The sequence below is a fragment of the Streptomyces sp. NBC_00358 genome (assembly GCF_036099295.1).
Lineage (GTDB): Bacteria > Actinomycetota > Actinomycetes > Streptomycetales > Streptomycetaceae > Streptomyces.
This window is the reverse complement of record NZ_CP107976.1, coordinates 4,022,080-4,038,436: the sequence shown is the minus strand read 5'-3', so window position 1 is coordinate 4,038,436 and position 16,357 is coordinate 4,022,080. Positions and strand designations below refer to the sequence as shown.

The window sequence follows — 16,357 nt, the reverse complement described above, 5'->3', positions numbered from 1 at the left end:
CCAGCAAAGATCACCTGGCGCCGATGAGTAAGGCGTACCAGAACCACTCCGCAGGAGGACCCCAGTGGCGAAGGCAAAGTTCGAGCGGACTAAGCCGCACGTCAACATCGGCACCATCGGTCACATCGACCACGGTAAGACGACCCTCACGGCCGCCATTACCAAGGTGCTGCACGACGCGTACCCGGACCTGAACGAGGCCTCGGCCTTCGACCAGATCGACAAGGCTCCCGAAGAGCGCCAGCGCGGTATCACGATCTCGATCGCGCACGTCGAGTACCAGACGGAGGGCCGTCACTACGCCCACGTCGACTGCCCCGGTCACGCGGACTACATCAAGAACATGATCACGGGTGCGGCGCAGATGGACGGCGCCATCCTCGTCGTCGCCGCGACCGACGGCCCGATGCCGCAGACCAAGGAGCACGTGCTCCTGGCCCGCCAGGTCGGCGTTCCGTACATCGTCGTCGCCCTGAACAAGGCCGACATGGTGGACGACGAGGAGATCCTGGAGCTCGTCGAGCTCGAGGTCCGTGAGCTCCTCTCCGAGTACGAGTTCCCGGGCGACGACCTTCCGGTCGTCAAGGTCTCGGCGCTCAAGGCGCTCGAGGGCGACAAGGAGTGGGGCCAGACCGTTCTGGACCTCATGGCCGCCGTCGACGAGGCGATCCCGACCCCGCCGCGTGACACCGAGAAGCCGTTCCTCATGCCCGTCGAGGACGTCTTCACGATCACCGGTCGCGGTACGGTCGTCACCGGCCGTATCGAGCGTGGTGTCCTGAAGGTCAACGAGACCGTTGACATCATCGGCATCAAGCAGGACAAGACCACCACCACGGTCACCGGCATCGAGATGTTCCGCAAGCTGCTCGACGAGGGCCAGGCCGGTGAGAACGTCGGTCTGCTCCTCCGTGGCATCAAGCGCGAGGACGTCGAGCGCGGCCAGGTCATCATCAAGCCCGGTTCGGTCACGCCGCACACCGAGTTCGAGGCCCAGGCCTACATCCTGTCCAAGGACGAGGGTGGCCGCCACACGCCGTTCTTCAACAACTACCGTCCGCAGTTCTACTTCCGTACGACTGACGTGACCGGTGTTGTGACCCTCCCCGAGGGCACGGAGATGGTCATGCCGGGCGACAACACTGAGATGACCGTTACGCTCATCCAGCCCGTCGCCATGGAAGAGGGCCTGAAGTTCGCCATCCGTGAGGGTGGCCGGACCGTGGGCGCCGGCCAGGTCATCAAGATCAACAAGTAATTGTTGACCGCATGACCTGGTAGCTCCTTCCAGAGCTCCAGAGAGGGCCCGTACGACTTCGGTCGTACGGGCCCTTTCGTCGTGCCCGTCACTCGCCGGCGCCGATGGGGCGCGCGGCGGGGGCCGTCACTGCATGTTCTGCAGATGGGGGTGGTCGTACGACGCCGTGCACCCGTAGATCTGCAGGTCGTAGCCGCGTCCGATGGTCAACTGGGTGGCACAGGCCGGCCCGAGGAAGTGCAGACCGTCGTAGCCGGCGTCCTCGACCGGGCGCCAGCTCCCGGCGCCGCCGTCCCATTCGGCGCCGTCGATCGTGAGCAGCGGGCGTACGTCCGCGCCGCACTCGGAACAGGCCATCGGGAACGGATCGCTGAAGCTCCAGGGCGCGTGGCCCCCGAGTTTGCAGCCGGGGGCGAGGCTGAGGTCGTACTGGTAGTCCACGACGTCGATGTCCTCCCGCTCCTGCGGGTTCTGTCCCACCTCCCACTCCTCGATCCGTTCGGCCAGGTCCTCCGGCAGTTCGTGCGGGGCCGGGTACTCCGTGACCGCCTCCGGGTGCAGGACGCAGGGCGCGGGGAGGTAGTCGGCGCGGCCGATGACCGACGGTCGAGGGACGACGGCGAGGGGCTCGGTGACATCGGCGGAGGCCCGCCAGAGCAGTTGGACCGCGGGGAGGTAGTCCGGGGCGTGGTTGTAGGGACACCACAGGAGCTGGAGCAGGTCGGTACCGGCGGGACGGGGCAGTTCCGGGACGTCGGCGGCGTAGAGCTGGACCACGGGGACCAGTGGGACCGGGCCGTCCTGCGCGATGCGCGTGGAGCCGGAGTCGGAACCACGGTCGACGATCACCTGCTCGTCGGGGGTGAGCAGGTCGGTGCCCTCGGCCCGCGGCCGGGCCCAGGCCTCGGCGAGGATACGCCGGCTCAGCAGTACGTCGTCGGGGGCGACACCGCGGTGCCGGGGTCCGGCGTGATCCGGGCACGTGGGCCAGGGCTCGTCGGCGGGCCACAGCAGGGGGCCACCGATCGAACTGTCGGCGACGGCGGGCGCGCCAGGACGAGGATGCAGTCGGACCGCGGTACGGGCCAGCGGCACCAACTCGGGGAAGAGGACGGCGACTTCGAGGGGGCGGGGTGGAGTGGTGCGGGCCATGGGGTGAGGTTACGGGGGAGAGGTCGCCCACCTGCCGAAGGGGGCTTCCCGGAGGTACGGCCGCCAGGCCGGGGGCGTGCCGTTCGTCGGCCGGGCTAGCTCCTGTAGCGCGGCAGGTTCCGGGTCGAGATGGTCCACTCGGCGATGGTGACGTCCTCGCCGTAGACGAAGTCCTTGCGGGTCGCGTAACGCGGGCCCTCGGGAGTGGCGTGGATGTCGCCGAGGACGGCGCCCGTGCCGGTGCGGGGGTCGAAGACGGCGTAGACGGGGATGCCGATCAGCGGGTAGTCACGCATCTTGCCGACCCAGTCGTTGTCCGGGTTGGAACGGGAGACGACCTCGACGGCGGCGATAACGGCGCGTGGATCGATCGAGGCCTCGGTGTCCAGATCGGTCCAGGCGATCACCATGACGTCGGGGTGGCGCATGATGCCTTCGGGTTCGTTCTCCACGTCCGGGGTGCCGTTGTGGGCCAGTAGCTCGTCCGGCATGACCTTCTCCAGCCGACGGCTGATATGCGCTGCCGTGACCTCGTGCGGCCCTCCCGGCGACATCATGTCGTGGACGATCCCTTCCCTGGTGATCTCGAATTTGCCGGGGAGGGTGTCATCCATGGACTGAACGAAGCCCCTCATGGTCCGGTACAGGTGGGAGGCGCCCTGCTGCGCGTCGTCCGGGGCGATGGTCATGGCGCTCGCTCCTCGTCTGTGCCCGGGGGCAAGGATCGTCACCTTCATGCTAGGCGGCCTCCAGGGGAACGGATCGGCAGTCGCGGCAGCGGCCGGGGTCCGGGGCGCGGAAGGCGCGGTCGCAGCCGTCGCAGTTCTGGAGCGGCTGCGGCTGCGAGCGCTGTGGGTGTGATCGCGCGCTAGGTGGGGCGATGGCGGGCAGGCGCGGTGGGAGCAGTTTGGTGAGTCGGTGGGCCAGGAGGGACGCCGGGTGGTGCAGGCGTTCGCGGGGGAGCCCGCCCGTCAGGGTGAGGCGTACGGCCTCGGGGGCGGCGCCGCGTTCCAGCCAGGCGACTACGGCTGGGGCGAGACGGTGCACATCGCGTTCCGCGAGCAGCAGGCGCGGGTCCTCGCGGTGCAGGCCCGCGAGGAGGGCGGTGGCCGCGCGGTCCCGGTCCGGGTTGTCGGTGTCGGGGGTGGGGAGACGACGTGCCGGTGCCGGTGCCGGTGCCGGTGCCGGTGCCCGTCCTGGCGTGGATTGGGGTGTGGGCGCGGCCTCGGATGGGGGCGCCTGCGGGACGGGGCTCACGGTGGCGGAGTTCGGCGCGGGCGCTGGTCCTGGCTCCGGGCCGGGAGAGGGAGCCTGGACGGGGGCCGACTCATGAACCGGTCCGGGGCCGGGCGGGAGTTCGGGCACGTGCACGGGGCCGGACGCAGGCGACCGCACCGCCGGCTCGACGAGCCCGCGGGGCTGGTTGTACGACACCGTGTACGTGACGATCCGCCCGCTCGGTAGCCGCTCCCGCCTGCGGGAAAGGTAGCCGTGCGCCTCCAACTCCCGCAGGGCCGCCGCGATCCGCACCTCTCCCTCGGGCAGACGCGCGGCGAGCGACTTGATGTCCACGCGGGCGCCCTCGGCCAGCGACTGGATGTGCAGGGCGAGCCCGATCGCCGTGAGGGTCAGCTCGCGGTGCTGGGCGAGGTGGTTGCCGACCACTGTGAAACGGGCGGAATGGCGGACGTTGACGTGGGTGACACCCCGTGGAACGCGGTGCTGGGCGCACGAGGGCGCGCTAAGGTTTTGGGAACCCATCGGGAAGCTCTTTCTTCCTCGTTGGTCAGGCCCTCGATCGGGATGCCAGTCCCGGCCGGGGGCCGTCGCATGTCTGCGATTGCTGTGGTGACAGCGCGCTGGAGTGACGCCGTGATGCCCTGGGGCACTCGTACGCTGTCGCGGCGAGCATATGCCCCTCGACGGGCGCAAAATCCAGCTCAGTCAGCAATCCTCACCTTTGCGAGTGATGCGCTATCCGCAGGTGGACAGGTTGGGTTGGGAGGGTTTTTCTTCCCCCGGATTTACAAGCTTTTGATGTCGCGCGGGGCCGGGACGCCGATCACCGGGACGTTGGGATCCGCGATCCGGCGGCGGGGAGGGCGAGTTCGGCCCAGACGGTCTTGCGAGGGGCGGGTCCGGGCGTCGCGCCCCATCGTCCGGCGAGGGCCGCCACGAGGAGCAGACCACGGCCGCGTTCGGCGCCGGGGTCTGTCGCGCGGGCCCGGGGAAGCCGGTCGCCCCGCGTGTCGGTCACCTCGACACGGAGGGTGTCGCCGACGACGTACAGGGTCAGCCGGAAGTCCCGCCCCGGCACGTGCCCGTGGGTCGCCGCGTTGGCCGCGAGCTCGGCGACGATCTGATCGGCCGGGCTCAATGGGAGCTCCCAAGAACGGAGTTGCTCGACGGCGAGCAGCCGGGCCAGACGGGCGCCGCGTGGCGTGGGGGACAGCAGCACACTGAAGTTCCGGACGGGCTCGACGAGTTGTTCGCCGGAGTGGCCGGTTTCTCGGTTCATGTCACTCAGCGTGGCGAACTCTGGCTACCGTGAGCTGCGATGACGCCTGTGCGTACAGGGATTGTCCGGTCGCTGTCCTGCTCTGTCCCGGCTGTCCCGAGTGCCGTACGGGAACGGTGGGCGTTGGAGGTGGGTGGGCATGAACGGCGAGAGCGCGGACGAGCCAGGGTGGGACGTCAGCCCCGAGGACGAGATCGCTGCGGTGGTGGAGTCGACCGGCCGCCAGGTCAGGCTCTGGCGCGAGGCCGCAGGGTTGCGGGTGGTCGAGTTCGGGCGGGCGATCGGGTACGGGGAGGACCTGGTCCGCAAGGTGGAGCGCGGGGCGCGGATTCCGCGGGCGGACTTCCTGGACCGGGCGGACGAGGTCCTGAACGCCGGCGGCCGTCTCAAGGCGTTCAAGGAGGACATGGAGAAGGCCCGCTACCCGAAGAAGGTGCGCGAGCTGAAGATGCTGGAGGAGCGGGCGGTCGAGCTGCTGCTGTACAGCAACCACAACATCCATGGGTTGTTGCAGACGGCGGAGTATGCGCAGGCGCTGTTCGAGACGCGCCAGCCCACGTACCCGCCGGAAGTGGTGGAACGTGAGACCGTCGCGCGCATGAGCCGGAAGGTGATCTACGAGCGGTCGCCTGCCCCAGCGTTCAGCTTCATTCAGGAAGAGGTGACGCTTCGACGCCCGATCGGAGGGAAGATGAAGCTGCGCCGACAGCTCGAACACCTTCTGGAAGTAGGCGAGTTGAGGAGTGTCTCCCTTCAAGTCATGCCGACCGACCGAGAGGATCATGCCGGGATGCAGGGGCTGATCGAGGTACTGAAGTTCGGCGACGGTACGGCAGTCGGGCGTTCCGACGGCGCGTTCAACGGCCGCCCTGTCTCGGACCCGAAAGACCTGCGGATCCTCGAACTGCGGTATGGCATGATCCGGGCCCAAGCTCTCACCCCGAGGGAGTCGCTGGCCTTCATCGAGCAAATGTTGGGAGAGACATGACCCACGGGACCTCGGTCGAGGCAGCTTCCGAGCTGGAGTGGTTCAAGAGCAGCTACAGCAGCAGCAGCGAGGCTGGTGACTGCGTCGAAGTCGCGTTGGAGTGGTTCAAGAGCAGCTACAGCGACAGCAGCAACGGAAACGACTGCGTCGAGATAGCCCCCACCCCCACCACGATCCACCTCCGCGACTCCAAGAACCCCCAGGGCCCGCACCTCACCTTCGCTCCCACCGCATGGGCAGCCTTCCTCCCGTACGCCACGCAGGCGTGAGTCCGGAGATCAGCTCGCGGTGGTCTGCGGAGACGGATCGCGTTTTGCGGAGGGCTGGCTGGTTTCCGGGCCGCTCGGTGCCCACCGACGCGTGGGGCCGCAGTCTCGGCGAGCGCGGGGGCTTCGAGATGCACGAGGGTGCTCGGAGGTTTCTCGCCGAGTTCGGTGGGCTGGAGAGCGACGAGCGAGGACCTGGAAGAACCATGGCCCGGATGGGGTTCAGGTTCGACCCGACCGTGGCCGAGTGGGACGCCGAAGTCTTCGACGTGCTCAGCGAAGAGGCCGGCGTCGATCTCTACCCCATCGGGGAGTCCGACCGCCGCAACAGCTACCTGGGCGTCGCCCCGAACGGTGCGGTCTACATCGGCATGGACACCGTCACGCTGCTGGCGGAAACCGCGGACCGGGCGCTGGAGAAGCTCGTCGAGGGGATCCGTTAGACAAGGGCTCCAGAGGTCCGGTTGCCCTCCGTGGACGATGCGGCTCGGCTGCGACCGCGCACAGCGCGGGTCGGCTGCACGCTGAAGTGGTGTACGGGGCAGCTGATTTGGTTGCCCGGCCCGGTGAGGTCTTGATCCACGCCCTGTCCTCGTCCTCGGGTAAATTCGCTGATGCGTACGAGAGTTACTGAGGCGAACGTGACGGGGGTTGCGGCGTGGCGGGGAATCGGCCGACGGATTGGCATGTCCTGGACCTGGACAAGGACCCCACTCCCGGGGACCCGGACCGGGTGCGCCACCTGGCCAAGAACCTGCACGACTTCGCGGACGACGTCTCGGACGCGTTGCGTCTGATCAAGGGGATGGCGGCCGAGGACACCGTCCTGCAGTGGGCGGGGAAGTCGGCGAAGGCGTTCCAGGACGAGTTCTCGGCTGTGCCGAAGCAGCTCAGGAAGCTGAAGAAGTCGTACGAGATGGCGGGGGACGCGCTCGCCGACTACTGGCCGAAACTGGAGCGCGCCCAGACGCTGGCGGACAAGGCCCTCGCCAAGGGCCGCGAGGCCCAGTCCGACCTGACCTCCGCCAAGTCCCGTCTGTCGTCGGCCGATTCGTGGGTGACGAAGGCCGGCAAGGAAGCGGACAAGTACAAGGACGATCCGACCGGCAGCAAGGACACCGAGAAGCCGGACGAGGCGAAGGTGCGGGCCGCGACCCGGGACGCCCAGCACGCGAAGTCGGCGCAGACCTCGGCTCAGTCGGATGTGACGAACGCGAACAGTGCGCTGGACGCGGCGAAGAAGATGGCCGCGGACGCCCGCAAGATGCGGGAGGAGGCGGCGCGGGACGCGAAGTCGAAGATCGACGAGGCGTCGGACGCCGGTATTCACAACCGGAAGTGGTGGGAAGAGGTCGGGGACTGGTTCTCCGACAACTGGGACACCATCGTCGCGGTCTGCAAGGTCGTCGTCGCCGTGGTCGGGATCATCGCGATGATCATCGGAGGGCCGATCCTCGGCGCGATCGTGCTGGTCGCCGCCCTCGTCGTTCTCGCCGACACGCTGAACAAATACGCGAAGGGCCAGGCGTCCCTATGGGATGTGGGCTTCGCGGCGCTGGACTGCATACCCATGATGAAGGGGATCACCACCCTCGGCGGGCTGGCCAAGGGCCTGAAGGGCGGCCTTGCCGCGATGAAGGGGCTGAAGTTCGGCCTCAAAGGCATGGGGCTCGCTGTGCGCGGCCTGGGCAAGAACGCCCGCGGCATGCTCGCGGACGGTGCGAAGGGCGCCTACAACCGGCTCAAGAACGTGGTGCGCTCCAAGGGCAGTGACCCAGTGGACATGGCCACCGGCACGATGTTCCTGCCCCAGAACGACGTCACTCTGCCCGGCGCGCTCCCCTTGGCCTTCACCCGCCGGGTCGCCTCCGACTATCGCTGCGGCTGGTGGTTCGGTCCCACGTGGGCCTCCACCATCGACCAACGCCTTGAAATCGATCAGGACGGCGTCGTCTTCGTCACCGAGGACGGCCTGTTGCTGGTCTACTCCCACCCCGTGGACGTGAACAGCTCCGTCCTGCCCGAGACCGGCCCCTGCCGACCGCTGACTCTCCTGGAGGACGGCGGCTACCGCATCGATGACCCGTTGACCGGCGAAGCTCGCCACTTCACCCGCCGTGCCGACGGCATCGCCCTGCTTGCACGCATCGTCGACCGCAACCACAACACGATCAACTTCGACTACAACGAGCAGGGCACCCCGCTCGCCATTCGCCACTCCGGTGGCTATCACCTCAAGTTCGCGACGGATGCCGGGCGCCTCACTGCTCTCAGCCTGGCGGGTGCTGCCGAGGACGGCTCCGACATGGTCATCAGGACGTACGGCTATACAGACGGAGCCCTGACCACCGTCACCAACGCAACCGGGTACTCGCTCAACTTCACGTGCGACGAGCGCCTCCGCGTGACCTCATGGACAGACAGCAACCAGCGGAGCTACTCCTACAGCTACGACGACCAAGACCGGTGCGTCGCGGAGGGCGGTGAGGGCGGCCACCTCACTGTCACCCTCGACTACGACGGAACCGACCCCGCCTGGCCCGACTGCCACATCACCACCCTCACCGACGCCAAAGGCAACGACTCGCGATTCGTGGTCAATGCCGAATGCCAAGTCGTCGCCGAGATCGATGCCCTGGACGGCATGGTCCGCACCACGTACGACGCCCGCCATCACGTGGTGTCGCACACCGATGAACTCGGTCGCACCACGTATGTAGCGCGCAACGCGAACGGCCAACCCACCGAGATCACTCGCCCGGACGGCGGCAAGGCCCGGGTCATGTACAACGAACTCGCGCTTCCGGTCGAGGTGGTGAGCCCCGACGGCGAAGTCCGCCGTCACGGGTACGACGAACGGGGCAACCGCCTGTCGGTCACCGATCGGCACGGCCTCAGAACTCGCTACACGTACAGCGACGCCGGGAATCTCGCCTCGGTCACAGATCCGTTGGGCAACGTCACGACGGTCACCTGCAACGCGCTCGGACTCCCTCTCACGGTCACCGATCCACTCGGTGCGGTGACTCGTTGTGAACGAGACGCCTTTGGGAGACCCGCTGAGGTCATGGACGGTATGGGAGCCACCACCCGTCTGAAGTGGACGACCGAGGGGTATCTCGCACATCGCGTCGGCGCTGACGGAACGCAGGAGTCCTGGACCTACGACGGTGAGGGCAACCGCACCACTTACACCGACGCGGCAGGTGCCGTCTCTCGCTACGAATACACCCATTTCGACCTGCTGTCCGCGCGCATCGGTCCGGACGGGGTACGCCACGCATTCGAGTACGACACCGAACTGCGCCTCGCTCAGGTCATCAATCCGCAAGGCCTGAAATGGAGCTACACCTACGACCCTGCGGGCCGCCTGATATCCGAGACGGACTTCGACGACCGGACGTTGACCTACCGCCACGACGCGGCAGGCCAGCTCCGCTCGCGCACGAATGCTCTCGGTCAGACGATCGAGTACGAGCGGAATTCCCTCGGTCAGATCACCCGCAAGGACGTGAACGGTCACGTGACGACCTTCGTCTATGACCAGACCGGGCAACTGGCCCGGGCCGCGGGCCCCGACATAGCCGTGACGCTCCTCCGCGACGACCTCGGTCGGCTGAAGTCCGAGACCGTGGGTGCCCGCACCCTCACCTACTCGTACGACGACCTCGGCCGCCGCATCGGACGGAAAACGCCTACGGGAGCCGTTAGCAGCTGGGCGTACGACGCTGCTGGGCGGCGCACCGACTTGATCACCTCGGGCCGCACCGTTGAGTTCGGCTATGACGCGGTGGGGCGTGAACTGACGCGTCGAACCGGCGGCTTCGCCACTCTTCTGCATTCCTTCGACGTCATGGGCCGGCTCACGGCGCAGTCCGTCACGGCGGCGGACGGCCGGTCGGTGCAACGTCGGACGTACGGCTACCGCGAGGACGGTCATCTCCTCGGCATCGACGACCAGCTGGCCGGCCCCCGCAGTTTCGACCTGGACGTGACAGGCCGGGTGACCTCGGTGCACGCGAAGAACTGGACGGAGTCGTACGCCTACGACGAGGTCGGCAATCAAACAGATGCAGCATGGCCCGCCACCCACCCCAGCCACGAGGCGACAGGATCGCGTGAATACTCCGGTACGCAGGTCACACGGGCGGGGCAGGTTCGTTACGAGCACGACCGGCTGGGGCGTATCACGCTGCGCCAGAAACCCCGACTGTCCCGCAAGCCGGACACCTGGCGCTACACCTGGGACGCTGAAGACCGCCTGACGTCCGTCCTTACCCCGGACGGCACGTTGTGGCGCTATACCTACGACCCGATGGGTCGCCGCACGACCAAACTCCGCATGGCCGATGACGGTGAAACGGTTGTCGAGCGAACCGACTTCACCTGGGACGGCACCACCCTCTGCGAGCAGACCACCGCCGGTGAGGGGCTGCCGAACTCGGTCACTCTCACTTGGGACCACCAGGGTCTTCACCCGATTGCACAGACGGAACGTATCCGTGCCGCGGAGGTCCCGCAGAAGGAGATCGATTCGCGCTTCTTCGCCATCGTCACGGATCTCGTCGGTACGCCGAGCGAGCTTGTCGACGAGGAGGGCGAGGTCGCGTGGCGGACACGAAGCACCCTGTGGGGACGGACGGCCTGGTCGGCCGACTGCACGGCGTATACCCCGCTGCGCTTTCCGGGTCAGTACTTCGACGTGGAAACCGGCCTGCACTACAACTACTTCCGGCACTACGACCCCGAAACGGCACGGTACCTGTCGCCGGATCCACTCGGTCTCGAACCGGCGCCCAACCCGGTCACGTACGTGAGCACGCCGCACACTCGGTCCGACAGCCTGGGACTGGCTCCCGATTACCACGAGTTCTACAGCGTTCAGGATGCCGAGAACGCAGTTCGCCTACGAGGGGACGGCACCCCGTGGCCCGCCGCAGAGAACCGGGGCCACTACGGGGAAGGTGTCTACTCGTGGGAGTTGCGCGCAGACGCCGACCGCTACGCTGAGCGGCTTCGATCACGTGGAGCCGAAGTGGAGGTCATGCCGTTCAGGATCAGCGCGGGTGACTTCGCCAACCTCAAGAAGATAGACCTGCACGAAATCGGCGAGGATGCCGCGACTGAATTCGCGAACAAGCACAGCAGACTCTGGGGAGATGGAGCTCCACATGACTACGACTATGTGCGGGCCCCCACCGGGATGGGGCAGGCAGAGAACATCTTCAGCAAATCTGTGTTCCATCTATTGAAGTTCTAGGGTGAGAGTGATGAGCACGTTCAAATACCGCCTCGCGAGCCCGTCCGGCGGTCTGGCCGCTGAAGTGGCAGCGGAGTACGGCCCCCACATCGGTGAGGGAGACTTTTGCCTCCAGGTCAACCGCAACGTGTGGATGGTGCCGCCGAGCAGGATCAACTGGCGCGATTCGGCCTGGCTGTCCTTCGGATTGGCGGTCCATTCATACGAGTTGGCGGCACGTTACCCTGATGGGTTGATCGTGCGGGTCAGCTCGCTCACTTTTCCTCTGGCTCACTTCCGTTCGGAAGTGGCTGCACTGGCGATGGACGGCTGGGTTCGGAGCGAATTCAACCTCCCCGACCTTGGTCTGCGTGCTGTCCCCCATGCCGGGAGCGACAGCTACAGCTTCGAATGGGGCACACACGCCCAGCCCTTCGGGGACGACGTCTTTCATTGACCCGAGGCGGAACTCGCAGAGTGGTGGAAGCGCAGGCCAGTGCGTGATCCGTGGGATTGATTCATCGGCGGCTCGGAGGATTACTGCGGGTGCCGGTTTCAGGGGGAGTTGTGAAGGATCGGTATGACGTCCGGCCATGATTGGGAATCCGGCGAGGGTCTGATAGGTATCGACGACCCCGCTGAGGTGGACGCCGCGTTCGAGCGAGGTGAGGGGCATCTCGGGACCGCGGTGATCGGGCTGGCCTTCAATTGTTCGCTGGAGGAGGCGTCGCCTCGGATCATCAGGGCGACGGGGTTGCCTGACCGGGCTCAGCGCGGGTTCGCGTTCACCGCGGCCGGTGTCGCCGCCCGGCTCAACGGCGCGTTGACGCCGGAGCTGTACGCGGCGCTGCGGGCGGAAGGCCCCGGTCGCATGAGCATCGCCGTGAACGCCGTCGCCGACACCCTCGACTACGTGCCGTTCCGGGATCTGCCGCTGTGGCTCAAGTGGTGGAAGGTCGTGTCCAAGGTGCTGGACAAGCTGGAGACCTGGCGGCTGGAGTGCTCGTACGCGATCAGTGACGCACGGAAGGCCCTGCGCCGACGGCGTTGAGGGGAAGAGACGTCAGCTGGACGTCGGTTGTCGGGCCGGGCGCCAACTGCCGGCCGGCAGAGGCCTTACCGCGAAGGCCACGCCGCCGTGAGCGTGTTCACGCCCGTGTTCGCGGCGGATGTGGCGAACGCGTTCGTCGGGCGAGGGCCCGGATGCTGTCCCGGCGGTCATCCCGCCGGTGCGAACACGCTTCGTTCCACCATGTCCGTGAGGACGCGGGCGGCGGCTCGGAAGTCCTGGTCGTCGTGCAGGACGGTGACGCCGTGGTGAGCGGCCGTGGCGCAGACCAGCCAGTCGACGGTGGACAGGCTCTGGTGCTGCCCTCGTTGCGCGAGCCGGTACTGGGCGGCCTCGATCCAACGCCAGGCGTTCTTCGGGACCGTGACGTCCGGGTGCAGGTCGGCGAACATCTCCGTCATGTGGTCGAACTCGTCGAGGTTCCGGGCCGACTGCAGGAACTCCGTCCGCTGTGCGGCGCACGATCCGATGGCTCCCTCGTCGATCTCGTGTGCCCAGAGATCGTTGAGCTTGCGATCACGCTGAAGCCGCCACACGGCGGTCGAGTCGGCAAGGTAGCGGATCACGGTCAGGCGGTGTCCTTGTCCGCGTGGCCGCCGTTCAAGGGGCCCTTTTCCGCCGAGTGCCGTGCCCAGAACCCGTCCTCGTCCCACTGCTGGGCCCTCTCCAGGTGGCGCAGCCGGGCTTCGGTGCGCCGTCGGCGCTCGGCGTACTCCCGCAGCGCCAGGTTGACCATTTCCTTCTTGGTCTTGGCGTTGGACAGCTTCATCGCTTCCGCGAGGGCGTCGTCGTCGATGTCGATCTGGGTGGCGGACATGGAACACCTCCCTGAGATGTGCTTCATACAAAGGTACCCAATGCTCCATACATCGCCTCCATACATCGCCTCCATACATCGCTACCTCGAATCCGAAGGTGCCGGAGGGCGTGCGGAAGCCCGGCGGCAGTCGCCGCACCTGATCGCTCCTTCCGGACCTCGGAACGAGCGGTCGCAGCCGTCGCAGTTCCGGAGCGGGTGCCGGACGGGCGGCGGCGACACGGGGGCGCGGAACGGGGGCGGTGGCGGCAACTGGGCTGCGAGGCGGTGGGCGAGAAGGGCTGCCGGGCGGCGCAGGGGGCCCCGCGGGAGGTCCGTGGTCAGGGCATCGCGTACGGCGGTGGGGGTGAGGTCGCGTTCGAGCCAGGCGGCGACGCCGGGGGCGAGGCGGTCGGCGTCGGTGGCCGAGAGGAGGAGACGGGGGTCCTCGCGGCGGAGACCGGCGAGAAGGTCGGTGGCTGTCCGGAGGAGGGCTGGGGTGGAGTGTGTGGGCTCGGGGACCGGCGGGAGTTTCTTGGCGGCCGGGCGGTCGTCCGGGGCGGGCCGTCGTGCGGGTTTCCTGGCGGTGTCGGGGGTCGTCGCCCGGTGGCCGGGCTGGTTGCAGGAGACCGTGCGGGTGACGATCCGGCCGCCTGGGACGCGCTCGCGGACGCGGCGCAGGTAGCCGTGGGCTTCGAGCTCTCGCAGCGCGGCGGCGATACGGGTCGCGCCCTCGGGGAAGCGGGCGGCCAGGGTCTTGATGTCGACGGGGGCGCCCGCGGGGAGGGACTGGATGTGGACGCCGAGTCCGATCGCGAGTCCGGAGAGTTCCGGGTGCTGTGCGAGGTGGTTGCCGATCACCGTGAAGCGGGCGGTGTGGCGGGCGTTGTCGTGCACGACGCCGGAATGAGCGCGCCTGTGAGGGTGGTTCTTGCCCGGGATACGGGACTGGGCGCGCGGAGGCGCGCTAGGGTTTTCGGTGTCCATCGGGAAGCTTTCCTCTTCCTCGGTGGTCAGGCCCTCGCAGGGATTGCTACTCCCGGCGGGGGCCGTCGCCTTTTCTGCCGCAGGTCTGCGGTTGTGCTGTGTCGCGCCGAGCGTAGGGCAGGCAACCCCTCCCAAATCCAGTCGAGTTGGGCATATTCACTCGGGGGAGTGATGTGCGCGACGGGCGCGACAGGCCCGCCGCGACGGGCGGGAGGGGTGGGGCTTGGTGGGGGTTCTTTCTCCCCGTCGTTCTTGGAAAAGACCGCTGGTCGCACCGGAGCACGGTTCGTCATGCTCCGGTTTCTGAAGTCCCGGTTCGGCCCGGACGGTTTTACGAGGGACGGGACCGCGTTCGACGCCCCAGCGGTCGGCGAGAGCCTCGACCAGGAGGAGTCCATGCCCCGATGCAGCCTCGGTGGACGGGAGTTGGGGGGCACGGGAGGTCGTCACCGCGCGTGCCCGCCACCTCGATCCGCAGGACGCCGGCGGTGACGTGGAGGGCGAGTCGGAAGTCCCCGCCGGGAGCCGGCCGTGGGTGGCGGTGTGCGCTGCCGGTTCGGCGACGAGATGTTCAGCGGTCTCGGTGACCTCGTGCGGCGGGGTCCCCACGCACTCGTTCCTCCGGCACCCGTAAAGGCTCGGGGCGGGTGCGGGGCCCAGGCGGGACCGGTCCCGGGATCCAGGTCGTGCCGGGGTTTGACCTTCGTCACCTTAGGGGTACGATCTCCGGCTCGATTGGCCAGCCCCCCGTCCGGTATGGCAGACTAGCGGGGTTGCTCGGTCGAGTGCCGATGCTGCGCGCCTCCCGTCGGGAGGACTGGAAGCGAGTCCCACAGTACTCGTCGCCCAATCTGTCGTGAGGCAGCGCTGGGGCGGACGTACGGGAATCTTCCGGGAAGTGTCAGCGGGGTGCAGACCAGGCACCCGGTGGGTGTTCTCACCCCCGGTCCTGCGGTTGCTTTCGGGCGGAGCCGCGTCCCTCGCAGGGAAATCCGTGACGGATATCCCTGTCGCCAGGAGCGCGACACACCCGACCGCGTGGGTCGGAGGCCAGGACGCGAACCCCCGGGTACCAGAGCGTTTTAACCGAGACAAAGGACTACTGAGTAGCCATGGCGGGACAGAAGATCCGCATTCGGCTCAAGGCCTACGACCACGAGGTCATCGATTCGTCGGCGAAGAAGATCGTCGAGACGGTGACGCGCACTGGTGCGTCGGTCGCGGGCCCGGTGCCGCTGCCCACTGAGAAGAACGTGTACTGCGTCATCAAGTCGCCGCACAAGTACAAGGATTCTCGCGAGCACTTCGAGATGCGCACGCACAAGCGCCTCATCGACATCCTCGACCCCACGCCCAAGACCGTTGACTCTTTGATGCGACTCGACCTCCCGGCCGGTGTCGACATCGAGATCAAGCTCTAGGGATCGGTGATCTGAGAATGGCTAAGCAGATCAAGGGAATCCTGGGCGAGAAGCTCGGCATGACGCAGGTGTGGGACGAGAACAACCGTGTTGTTCCCGTCACCGTCGTCAAGGCCGGCCCGAACGTCGTGACCCAGGTCCGTACGAACGACATCGACGGCTACGAGTCGGTCCAGATCGCCTTCGGCGAGATCGACCCTCGCAAGGTGAACAAGCCCCTCAAGGGTCACTTCGCCAAGGCCGACGTCACTCCCCGCCGCCACCTCGTCGAGATCCGTACCGCTGACGCCAGCGAGTACACCCTCGGCCAGGAGATCACCGCTGAGGTGTTCGAGGCCGGCATCAAGGTGGACGTGACCGGCAAGAGCAAGGGCAAGGGCTTCGCCGGTGTCATGAAGCGTCACAACTTCAAGGGCCTCGGCGCCGGTCACGGTGTCCAGCGCAAGCACCGCTCCCCCGGCTCCATCGGTGGCTGTGCCACCCCGGGCCGTGTGTTCAAGGGCGTCCGCATGGCGGGCCGCATGGGCAACGAGCGGGTCACCACCCAGAACCTGACCGTTCACGCCGTTGACGCGGAGAAGGGCCTGCTCCTCATCAAGGGAGCGATCCCCGGTCCGAACGGCGGCCTCGTCCTGGTCCGTACCGCGGCCAAGGGGGCCTGAG

General features: G+C 67.5%; 16 protein-coding genes. 9 read left to right on the top strand and 7 right to left on the bottom strand.

Going from position 1 to position 16,357, the window contains the following annotated elements; translation table 11 throughout:
- Window positions 1-64: 64 nt before the first annotated feature.
- Complete coding sequence (gene tuf / locus OHT01_RS16915) at window positions 65-1,258, top strand: elongation factor Tu (RefSeq protein ID WP_261705315.1); 1,194 nt, start codon at window positions 65-67, stop codon at window positions 1,256-1,258.
- Between the two features lie 126 nt (window positions 1,259-1,384).
- Here tuf and OHT01_RS16910 read toward each other — a convergent pair whose 3' ends face one another.
- From OHT01_RS16910 to OHT01_RS16895, 4 genes are all read right to left on the bottom strand, one after another.
- Complete coding sequence (locus OHT01_RS16910) at window positions 1,385-2,410, bottom strand: hypothetical protein (RefSeq protein WP_328553974.1); 1,026 nt, start codon at window positions 2,408-2,410, stop codon at window positions 1,385-1,387.
- 95 nt (window positions 2,411-2,505) lie between these two features.
- Window positions 2,506-3,099: a Uma2 family endonuclease gene (locus tag OHT01_RS16905; protein WP_328553973.1), complete on the bottom strand. Its 594-nt coding sequence runs from the start codon at window positions 3,097-3,099 to the stop codon at window positions 2,506-2,508.
- Between the two features lie 49 nt (window positions 3,100-3,148).
- Complete coding sequence (locus OHT01_RS16900; protein ID WP_328553972.1) at window positions 3,149-4,171, bottom strand: helix-turn-helix domain-containing protein; 1,023 nt, start codon at window positions 4,169-4,171, stop codon at window positions 3,149-3,151.
- Window positions 4,172-4,472: 301 nt separating this feature from the next.
- The gene (locus tag OHT01_RS16895) at window positions 4,473-4,928 is read right to left on the bottom strand and encodes an ATP-binding protein (RefSeq protein ID WP_328553971.1); all 456 of its coding nucleotides are present in this window, start codon (window positions 4,926-4,928) and stop codon (window positions 4,473-4,475) included.
- Between the two features lie 139 nt (window positions 4,929-5,067).
- Here OHT01_RS16895 and OHT01_RS16890 point away from each other — a divergent pair, with 139 nt between their 5' ends.
- The 6 genes from OHT01_RS16890 to OHT01_RS16865 all read left to right on the top strand — a co-directional run bounded on the left by OHT01_RS16890 (window position 5,068) and on the right by OHT01_RS16865 (window position 12,472).
- Window positions 5,068-5,916, top strand: a complete 849-nt coding sequence (locus OHT01_RS16890; protein WP_328553970.1) for a helix-turn-helix domain-containing protein — start codon at window positions 5,068-5,070, stop codon at window positions 5,914-5,916.
- Window positions 5,913-6,185 carry a DUF397 domain-containing protein gene (locus OHT01_RS16885; protein ID WP_328553969.1) on the top strand — a complete coding sequence of 91 codons (273 nt, stop codon included), beginning with the start codon at window positions 5,913-5,915 and terminating at the stop codon, window positions 6,183-6,185. The genes OHT01_RS16890 and OHT01_RS16885 overlap by 4 nt, the downstream gene beginning before the upstream one ends.
- On the top strand, window positions 6,149-6,625 hold the full coding sequence (locus OHT01_RS16880; RefSeq protein WP_328553968.1) for an SUKH-3 domain-containing protein: 477 nt from the start codon (window positions 6,149-6,151) through the stop codon (window positions 6,623-6,625). Before OHT01_RS16885 ends, OHT01_RS16880 begins: the two co-directional genes overlap by 37 nt.
- Before the next feature lie 215 nt (window positions 6,626-6,840).
- Window positions 6,841-11,442 (top strand): DUF6531 domain-containing protein, encoded by a 4,602-nt coding sequence (locus tag OHT01_RS16875; RefSeq protein ID WP_328553967.1) that lies wholly within the window; start codon window positions 6,841-6,843, stop codon window positions 11,440-11,442.
- A 10-nt stretch (window positions 11,443-11,452) separates the two neighbouring features.
- The gene (locus OHT01_RS16870; protein ID WP_328553966.1) at window positions 11,453-11,878 is read left to right on the top strand and encodes a hypothetical protein; all 426 of its coding nucleotides are present in this window, start codon (window positions 11,453-11,455) and stop codon (window positions 11,876-11,878) included.
- A gap of 123 nt (window positions 11,879-12,001) precedes the next feature.
- Complete coding sequence (locus tag OHT01_RS16865) at window positions 12,002-12,472, top strand: hypothetical protein (RefSeq protein WP_328553965.1); 471 nt, start codon at window positions 12,002-12,004, stop codon at window positions 12,470-12,472.
- Window positions 12,473-12,639: 167 nt separating this feature from the next.
- On the opposite strand, the gene OHT01_RS16860 is transcribed toward OHT01_RS16865, so the two are convergent.
- From OHT01_RS16860 to OHT01_RS16850, 3 genes are all read right to left on the bottom strand, one after another.
- Window positions 12,640-13,056: a PIN domain-containing protein gene (locus tag OHT01_RS16860; RefSeq protein ID WP_328553964.1), complete on the bottom strand. Its 417-nt coding sequence runs from the start codon at window positions 13,054-13,056 to the stop codon at window positions 12,640-12,642.
- Window positions 13,057-13,058: 2 nt separating this feature from the next.
- Complete coding sequence (locus tag OHT01_RS16855; protein WP_328553963.1) at window positions 13,059-13,307, bottom strand: type II toxin-antitoxin system VapB family antitoxin; 249 nt, start codon at window positions 13,305-13,307, stop codon at window positions 13,059-13,061.
- A gap of 81 nt (window positions 13,308-13,388) precedes the next feature.
- On the bottom strand, window positions 13,389-14,273 hold the full coding sequence (locus OHT01_RS16850; protein WP_328553962.1) for a helix-turn-helix domain-containing protein: 885 nt from the start codon (window positions 14,271-14,273) through the stop codon (window positions 13,389-13,391).
- A 1,112-nt stretch (window positions 14,274-15,385) separates the two neighbouring features.
- Here OHT01_RS16850 and rpsJ point away from each other — a divergent pair.
- Both rpsJ and rplC read left to right on the top strand, forming a co-directional pair.
- Window positions 15,386-15,694: a 30S ribosomal protein S10 gene (gene rpsJ, locus OHT01_RS16840; protein ID WP_003948644.1), complete on the top strand. Its 309-nt coding sequence runs from the start codon at window positions 15,386-15,388 to the stop codon at window positions 15,692-15,694.
- Window positions 15,695-15,711: 17 nt separating this feature from the next.
- On the top strand, window positions 15,712-16,356 hold the full coding sequence (gene rplC / locus OHT01_RS16835) for a 50S ribosomal protein L3 (RefSeq protein WP_328553961.1): 645 nt from the start codon (window positions 15,712-15,714) through the stop codon (window positions 16,354-16,356).
- The last annotated feature ends 1 nt before the right edge of the window (window position 16,357 follow it).